The organism is Janthinobacterium sp., assembly GCF_031995485.1.
GTDB lineage: Bacteria > Pseudomonadota > Gammaproteobacteria > Burkholderiales > Burkholderiaceae_D > Janthinobacterium.
Genome location: NZ_DAMAGB010000066.1, coordinates 19,587 through 27,831 on the forward strand (window position 1 = coordinate 19,587; position 8,245 = coordinate 27,831).

6 protein-coding genes are annotated in these 8,245 nt (G+C 63.0%); 1 reads left to right on the forward strand and 5 read right to left on the reverse strand.

Annotation, left to right across the window (positions count from 1 at the left end; genetic code table 11):
- Nucleotides 1–25: 25 nt before the first annotated feature.
- The 5 genes from RTQ46_RS25470 to RTQ46_RS25490 all read right to left on the reverse strand — a co-directional run bounded on the left by RTQ46_RS25470 (nucleotide 26) and on the right by RTQ46_RS25490 (nucleotide 6,946).
- Entirely contained in the window at nucleotides 26–718 is a 693-nt protein-coding gene (locus RTQ46_RS25470; RefSeq protein ID WP_312440392.1) for a formate dehydrogenase subunit gamma, read from the reverse strand.
- The gene (gene fdxH, locus RTQ46_RS25475; RefSeq protein ID WP_312440393.1) at nucleotides 705–1,628 is read right to left on the reverse strand and encodes a formate dehydrogenase subunit beta; all 924 of its coding nucleotides are present in this window, start codon (nucleotides 1,626–1,628) and stop codon (nucleotides 705–707) included. The genes RTQ46_RS25470 and fdxH overlap by 14 nt, the downstream gene beginning before the upstream one ends.
- 13 nt (nucleotides 1,629–1,641) lie before the next feature.
- Nucleotides 1,642–4,713: a formate dehydrogenase-N subunit alpha gene (gene fdnG, locus RTQ46_RS25480; RefSeq protein ID WP_312440395.1), complete on the reverse strand. Its 3,072-nt coding sequence runs from the start codon at nucleotides 4,711–4,713 to the stop codon at nucleotides 1,642–1,644.
- 160 nt (nucleotides 4,714–4,873) lie between these two features.
- Nucleotides 4,874–5,950: a nitronate monooxygenase gene (locus RTQ46_RS25485; protein ID WP_312440396.1), complete on the reverse strand. Its 1,077-nt coding sequence runs from the start codon at nucleotides 5,948–5,950 to the stop codon at nucleotides 4,874–4,876.
- A 30-nt stretch (nucleotides 5,951–5,980) separates the two neighbouring features.
- On the reverse strand, nucleotides 5,981–6,946 hold the full coding sequence (locus tag RTQ46_RS25490) for a LysR family transcriptional regulator (protein WP_312440397.1): 966 nt from the start codon (nucleotides 6,944–6,946) through the stop codon (nucleotides 5,981–5,983).
- A gap of 376 nt (nucleotides 6,947–7,322) precedes the next feature.
- Between RTQ46_RS25490 and RTQ46_RS25495 the strand changes: the two genes are divergently transcribed.
- Nucleotides 7,323–8,245 (forward strand): MCP four helix bundle domain-containing protein (locus RTQ46_RS25495; RefSeq protein ID WP_312440398.1); only part of this gene is annotated, 923 nt, incomplete at its 3' end.

An 8,245-nucleotide genomic window follows, 5' to 3' on the forward strand; every position in this document is an offset into this window, starting at 1 on the left:
CAGTTCTTGTATCTGGCTTACAAGGCTAACCCTGGTGTTTGTCGTTGCGTATCACCGCCTCGAACCACTTCGGATGGTGCTTGCGCGCCCAGCCGTAGGTGACGGTGCCGCGCACCATGGCGCCGATCGAACCCTTGACCCACAGGGCGGCATAGATATGCACGATGATGGCGCAAATAATGCCGAAGGCGCAGCCAGCGTGCAGCAGGGCGGCAAAGCGGATGACGGGAATCGGGAAATAGAACGCAAAATACGCGCGCCAGATCACGATGCCCGACAGCAGCAAACCGCACATGCAGAACAGCAGCACGAAGAACAGGATCTTCTGGCCGGCGTTGTACTTGCCGATCTTGGGCAGCTTTTCTTCGCGGTTGTTGAGCACGTCGTCGATCTGTTTCAGCCACTGCTTGTCGCCGTCCTCGAACTTGTTGTGGTGCCAGAAGCGCACCACCAAGATCGCGAACGAGACGAACATCACCAGGCCGGCAAACGGATGCAGGATGCGCGTCCATTGCCCGCCGCCGAACAGCAGCGCCAGCCACGCCATCGACGGATGGAACATGGCCAGGCCCGACAAGGCCAGCATCACGAAGGTGATGGCGGTGATCCAGTGATTGCTGCGCTCATTGGGGTTGTAGCGCTGTATCAGCGGATTGCCGTCCTTGTCGCGCAAAGGATCTTCACTATGATGCGCATCATGATGCTCAACGTGGCTCATGTTGTTCCTCCCGGATGCGGTTGGCCTCTTCCAGTGCCTCGTTCTCTTCTTCGCGGCTCACCTCGTTCGGACCGACACGCGTGTAGTGGAAGAAGCCTGCCAGGGCGGTCGCTGCCATGCCGGCCACGGCCAGCGGCTTGGACCAGCCCTTCCAGAAACCGACCATCGGGCTGATCCGTGGGCGGTCCGGCAGGTTCGAGTACAGCCGCGGCTTGTCGGCATGGTGCAGCACGTACATCACGTGCGTGCCGCCCACGCCCAGGGGATCGTACAGGCCGGCGTTTTCAAAGCCGCGCGACTTCAGGTCGACGATGCGCTCTTCCGCATGCACCTTCATGTCTTCCTTGGTACCGAACACGATGGCGCCGGTCGGGCAGGTTTTCACGCAGGCCGGTTCCTGGCCGACGGCCACGCGATCCGAACAGAGCGTGCACTTGTAGGCGCGGTCGTCCTTTTTCGAAATGCGCGGCACGTCGAAAGGACAGCCGGCCACGCAGTAGCCGCAGCCGATGCAGTTTTCCTGGTGGAAATCCACAATGCCGTTGGTGTACTGCACGATGGCGCCCGGCGCCGGACAGGCTTTCAGGCAGCCCGGGTCTTCGCAGTGCATGCAGCCGTCCTTGCGGATCAGCCATTCCAGGTTGCCGTCGTTGCTTTCGTGTTCGGCAAAACGCATCACCGTCCACGATTGCGGCGTCAGGTCGGTCGGGTTGTCGTAGGTGCCATGGTTTTCGCCGACTTCATCGCGCAAGTCGTTCCATTCCATGCACGCCGTCTGGCAAGCCTTGCAGCCGATGCATTTCGACACATCGATCAGCTTGGCCACCGTGCCCGTCACCGGCGTCCTCGCCTGCGGCGGGGTCACGGTGGTGGCGGACAGGCGCCGGATATCTAAGGATTGCAGTGCCATTATTGAGCTCCCATCATGCTTTTTCCACCTTCACCAGGAAGGACTTGAATTCCGGCGTTTGCGAATTCGCATCCCCCACGCCCGGCGTCAGGGCATTGATCAGATAGCCTGGCTTGGCCACCCCGGCAAAGCCCCAGTGCAGCGGCAGGCCCACGGTGTGCACCTGCTTGCCCTCGATCTTCAGCGATTTGATGCGCTTGGTCACCACCGCCTTGGCGATGATATGGCCACGCTTGGAACTGACACGTACCCGGCCGCCGGCCACCACGCCGATGCTTTTCGCCAGCTCTTCGCCGATTTCAACGAATTGCTCGGGCTGGATAATGGCGTTCAGGCGCGCATGCTTGGTCCAGTAATGGAAGTGCTCGGTCAGGCGGTAGCTGGTCGCCACATGCGGATACTCCTCATGCGTGCCGAACATTTTCCGGTCATCGGCGAACACGCGCGCGGCCGGATTGCTGGTCGCCTGCGGGTTTTTCGGATGCATCGGGTTGTAGCCGAGCGGATTTTCAAACGGCTCGTAATGTTCGGGGAACGGCCCTTCGGCCATGGCGCCGCGCGCAAAGAATCGCGCCACGCCCTCGCCCAGCATGATGAACGGCCCCATGCCGTTTTCCGGCGGTTCGTCGACCTTGAAGTCGGGAATGTCGGCCCCGCTCCAGTTGGTGCCATTCCATTCGATCAACTTGCGGGTCGGATCGAAGGCCTTGCCTTTCAGGTCGCACGAAGCGCGGTTGTACAGCACGCGGCGGTTCGCCGGCCACGCCCACGCCCAGCCCAAGGTCTGGCCGATGCCGGTCGGGTCGCTGTTGTCGCGCCGTCCCATCTGGTTGCCCGCCTGGGTCCAGCTGCCGGCGAAAATCCAGCAACCGCTGGAGGTGCTGCCGTCGTCGCGCAGCTGCGCAAACGAGGCCAGCTGCTCGCCCTTCTTGACCAGCAGCTTGGTGGCGTCTTTCGGATCGTACAGGTCGGCCAGCGCCTTGCCGTTGAATTCGCGGGCGATCTCTTCCGGCTGCGGGTTATGCGGCTGCGCATAATTCCACGTCAGGTTGACGATCGGATCCGGGAACTTGCCGCCCTCTTTCTGGTACATGGTGCGCATGCGCAGGAACAGGCCCGACATGATCTCGAGGTCGCTGCGCGCCTGGCCCGGCGGTTCGGCCGCCTGCCAGTGCCACTGCAGCACGCGCGAGGAGCTGACCAGCGAACCGCGCTCTTCGGCAAAGCAGCTGGTCGGCAGGCGGAACACCTCGGTCATGATCTTGCTCGAATCGACTTCGTGGAACTCGCCGTGCGGCTTCCAGAATTCGCCCGTTTCCACCGCCAGCGGGTCCATCACCACCAGGAACTTGAGCTTGGACAGCGCTTCGGTAACCTTCTGCTTGTTCGGCGCGGAGGCCAGCACATTGAAGCCCTGGCAGATGTAGCCGGTCATCTTGCCCTGGTGCATCAGCTCGATGGCCTGCATCAGGTCGTACGGCTTGTCGAGTTTCGGCAGGTAGTCGAACGCGTAGTTGTTCTCGGCCGTGGCAAAGTCGCCCCACCACGTCTTCATGAAGCTGACGTGGAACTTGCGGTAATTGCTCCAGTAGCTGAGCTGGTTCGGCCGCAGCGGCTTGGTGGCGCGCGCGGCGATATAGCCGTCGAAGTCCTGCTCGGCTTCGTTCGGCAGGGTCATGTAACCCGGCAGCAAGTTCGACATCAGGCCCAGGTCGGTCAGGCCCTGGATGTTCGAGTGGCCGCGCAAGGCGTTCATGCCGCCGCCGGCGATGCCCATATTGCCCAGCAACAGCTGCACCATGGCGCCCGTGCGGATGGTCTGCGCACCGGTCGAATGGTGGGTCCAGCCCAGCGCGTACAGGATGGTACCGGCGCGTCCGGGCACGGCGGTCGAAGCCAGGGCTTCCGCCACCTTGTGGAACTTGTCGGCCGACACGCCACACGTGCGCTCGACCATCTCGGTCGTGTAGCGCGCGTAGTGCTTCTTCATCATCTGGTAGACGCAGCGCGGGTGTTCCAGGGTCGGGTCGACCAGCGCATAGCCGTCGTCGCCGATCTCGTAATCCCAGGTGGCCTTGTCGGTGTACTTGCCTTTTTCCTTGTCGAAACCAGAGAACAGCCCGTCGTCGAACGCGTAGTCTTCGCGCACGATAAACGGCATGTCCGTGTAGTTGCGCACGTACTCATGCTGGATCTTGTCGTTCGTCAGCAGATAATTGATGATCGCGCCGAGGAAGACGATGTCCGTGCCGGTCCGCGTGGCGCAGTAGTAATCTGCCACGGATGCGGTACGGGTAAAACGCGGATCGACAACGATCAGCTTGGCCTTGTTATGCGCCTTTGCTTCCGTTACCCATTTGAATCCGCAAGGATGTGCTTCTGCTGCATTGCCGCCCATGACCAGGATCACATCGGCATTCTTGATATCGACCCAATGATTCGTCATCGCGCCACGGCCAAACGTCGGGGCAAGACCTGCCACCGTCGGTCCGTGTCATACACGCGCCTGATTATCAAAGGTCAGCATCCCCATGCTGCGCACTGTCTTGTGGGTCAGGTAACCGACCTCGTTGCTGCCGGCGGACGCGGCCAGCATGCCGGTGGAGAGCCAGCGGTTGACGGTCTTGCCATCTTCCGTCTTTTCGATCAGGTTGGCGTCGCGGTCGTTCTTCATCAGGCGCGCGATCTTGTCGAGCGCCACGTCCCAGGAAATCGGTTGCCATTCGGTGCCGCCCGGCGCGCGGTATTCCGGCACTTTCAGACGGTTGGGGCTGTGGATGAAGTCGATCAGGCTGGCGCCTTTCGGGCACAGGGTGCCGCGATTGACGGGGTGATCGGCATCGCCTTCCACGTGGATGATGCTGGAGACGGCGTTTTTCGCGCCGTCGCCCAGGCCGTACAACAGGATCCCGCATCCTACCGAACAGTAAGGACAGGTATTGCGTGTCTCGGTGGTCCGGGACAGCTTGTATTGCCGCACTTCCGCCAACGCCTGGCCCGGTGCAAAACCGAGCATGGCGAGGCTGGAGCCGGCAATGGTCGCGCCAGTTACCCTGAGGAACTGGCGCCTTGACATCTGAACCATATCAGGCCTCTATGAGGTGAGTAAAATAAAAAGTCATACGATGGCGCACAATGTCATATCAATAACGCATGAACACCATGCTTTTGCCATATATCGTTATTTTACGCCTCAATCACGGTCGAGGCTGATCGTGACAACGAAAGTTACCAACCAACAACATTCAGCGGGATCGTGACTGCTGTGCCGCCGCGCCCAGCAGCCGCGTCAGCTGCCCCGCCGGCAGGCTGTGCGCCAGGCGCGCCGCCTGTCCCGACCACAGCAGGCTGAAGTCGCCGCTGCCCTGCGCCTCGGCCTTCTGCTTGAGCAGCAGCGAAGCGCCGCCGGCCAGCGGAAACGCCGGCGCCAGTGCGCTCATCGGCCCCTGTTCCGTCGCCAGCCGGTTGGCAATGCCGCGCGCGGGGCGCCCGGTGAACACATTGGTCAGCCGGGTGGCATCGTCGCGTGTGGCGGCCAGCGCGGACCGGTGAACGGCGGAGGTACGTGCTTCCGGACACAGCAGGTAGCTGGTGCCCACCTGCACCGCATCGGCGCCCAGCGCCAGCGCCGCCCGCACGCCGCGCGCGTCCGCAATGCCGCCGGCCGCGATCACCGGCAGGTTCACCGCATCGGCGATCTGCGGCACCAGCGCAAAGGTGCCGACTTGCGCATCGATATCGTCTGACAGGAACATGCCGCGATGGCCGCCCGCTTCCCAGCCTTGCGCGATAATGGCGTCGCAGCCGTGCTGCTCCAGCCAGACCGCTTCGGCCACGGTGGTGGCCGACGACAGCACGGTAGCGCCCGTCGCTTTCACGCGCGCCAGCAACTCCGGCGCAGGCAGGCCGAAATGAAAGCTGACCACGCCGGGGCGCAGTTCTTCGACCAGCGCGCACATTTCCTCGCCGAACGGATGGCGCACGGAGGTGGGAATCGGCTGCGCCGGATCGATGCCCAGCTCCACATAATATGGCTGCAGGTGCGCGCGCCAGGCCGCTTCGCGCGCTGCATCCACCTCGGGCTGGCGGTGGCAGAAAAAGTTCAGGTTGATGCTCTGGCCGGTGTGCTGGCGAATGACCGCCAACTCGGCGCGGATCTGCTGCGCATCGAGCCCCGCGCAGGCCAGCGAACCGAGGCCGCCCGCCTGCGCCACAGCGATCACCAGTTCGTGCATGGCCGACGCCACCATCGGTGCCTGGATCACGGGCAACTCGATGCCCAGCAAGGCATTGATGCGGTTGGCAGGAGTGATGGGTGTCATGGCCGTCCTTTCAAGATGGGGATGCACCCATTAGACAACGTTAATGAGCTTTCTGTCCGGGGAAACGCTGCCATCACCGATACCGAACGCAGGCGCCCCTGCGGCCTCTGCATATTGCAGCCGCACGCGCTGCAAGAACGCTTCCAGCGCGGCCGAAGCCAGCGTATCGCGGCGGCGCACGCACCAGGTCTCCACCGTGCCCGCGCCATCGGGCAGCCGGTGCATGGCGAGGCTGCCGTCCGCCGCCAGCGGCTCGACCACGGCGCGCGGCAGCAGGCTGACACCGATGCCGGCGCGCACGCAACCGACGATGGCGTCGAGCGAACCGAGTTCCATCAGCCGCAGGCGCGCCACGCCGCGCCGCTGCAGCACGGCTTCCAGCAGGTCGCGGTACGAGCAGCCGTCGCGAAACACGATGAGCTTGGCGTCAGTCAGGCTGGACCAGATGCTGGCCGGGCCGAACACGGCCACCCACGGCGCCGTGACGATCACCAGCTCTTCCACGCCCACGCTTTCCGCGATCAGCTCCGGCTGCGCCGGCGCGTCGATCACGGTGGCCGCCACCAGCGCCGCATCGAGCGTGCGCGCCAGCACGGCGTCGCGCATTTCCTGCGAGGTGCCGGTACGCAGGGTCAGGTCGACCTCGGGATACTCGGTGGCATAGCGCACCAGCATGTCGGGCAGGCGCAGCGCGGCGGTGGTTTCCATCGCGCCGATCGCCAGCGGCCCGGCCGGCGCCCCGCCCGCCTGCGTCGCCTTGCAGGCGTCCGCCAGCGCCTGCTCCACGGTGGCCGCATACGGCAGCAGCCGCTCGCCGGCCGCGCTCAGCGTCATGCCGCGCCGGTGGCGGTAAAACAGCGGCACGCCCAGTTGCAGTTCCAGCCGCCGGATACGCTGCGTCACGTTCGACGGCACCGTGCCCAGCGCACTGGCGGCGCGCGTGATGCCGCCGCTGCGCGCAACGGCGGCGAAAAAAGACAGATCGGTGGAATCCATGGCATATCCTTTTGGTCAGTAGCGCAAGTATCCCATGAACAGTCCGGCAATAAATAACGGACCATTTCAGGGAAATGTAAGTAACAGTACTTATAGACAGGCCACTTGAGGTAAATAAACCACACCAATTGCATATCAAAAACACATTCTTATTGCTTTGAAAAACTATTTCCTAGCATCAATGTTATACTCGCTGTTTTGCGGGTCACGATCTATCCGATCGCTGTGCCCTTGCTTCACCTCCATCGCCACGCATGATGTGGCTTGCCGCAGCAGCTGTCTGCGGCACCGAAAACCCCGATCCCATGCGCCTTGCGGCGCCCCCACTCCCCCTGGAGCGGCGGCGATCAATGATTAATGAACTGCTAGGACCACCATGAAAAACCTGAATATCGGCAGCCGCCTTGGCGCCGGCTTTGCTATCGTCTTGCTGTTGCTTGCCGCCCTCACCGTGACCGCCATCGTGCGCATGCAGACAGCCAGCGACCTGACCTACCGCCTGATCCATACCAGCATCAAGAACCAGCGCATGGTGGCCGAATGGGCCAAGATCATCGAGATCAACAGCGTGCGCGGCGTGGCCTCGTTCGAAATCACCGATCCTGTCGTGCGCGGCAAGATCGAAGCCGACCTGAAGGCGCATGCCGACCGGTCGAGCCAGCTGCAGGACCAGATCGCCGCCTCGCTGCGCAATCCGGCAGTGAAAGAACAGTTCCAGGTGGTGCGCAAGGTGCGCACCGAATACGTGACCGTGCGTGCCCGCGCCTTCCAGCTGAAAGCCGACGGCAACTTCGACGCCGCCAAGCTGATGTTCGACAAGGAAGTCACGCCGATCACCACTGCCTACCTGGCCGAAGTCAAACGTTTTTCCGAGATGCAGATCAAGGCCGCCGATGGTGTGGCCGACAGCATCATGCAGGAGTACAGCAGCACCCGCATCCTTTTGATCGAACTGGGCCTGCTGGCCGTGCTGGTGGGCGTCATTTTCGCCTGGCGCATTACCCGCTCGATCACGCACCCGATCCGCGCCGCCGTCAAGGTGGCCGAAACGGTAGCTGCCGGCGACCTGACCAGCACCATCACGGTCGCCAGCCGCGATGAAACGGGCCAGCTGATGCAGGCGCTGAAAACCATGAACGACAGCCTGGTCGGCATCGTCGGCCAGGTGCGCAGCGGCACCGACACGATTGCCACCGCCTCGTCCGAAATCGCGGCCGGCAATATGGACCTGTCCTCGCGCACCGAGCAACAGGCCAGCTCGCTGGAGGAGACGGCCTCGTCGATGGAAGAGCTGACCTC

Coding starts and splice junctions, on each gene's coding strand:
- RTQ46_RS25470 (WP_312440392.1), bottom strand. CDS start 718: ATGAGCCACGTTGAGCATCATGATGCGCATCATAGTGAAGATCCTTTG.
- fdxH (WP_312440393.1), bottom strand. CDS start 1,628: ATGGCACTGCAATCCTTAGATATCCGGCGCCTGTCCGCCACCACCGTG.
- RTQ46_RS25485 (WP_312440396.1), bottom strand. CDS start 5,950: ATGACACCCATCACTCCTGCCAACCGCATCAATGCCTTGCTGGGCATC.
- RTQ46_RS25490 (WP_312440397.1), bottom strand. CDS start 6,946: ATGGATTCCACCGATCTGTCTTTTTTCGCCGCCGTTGCGCGCAGCGGC.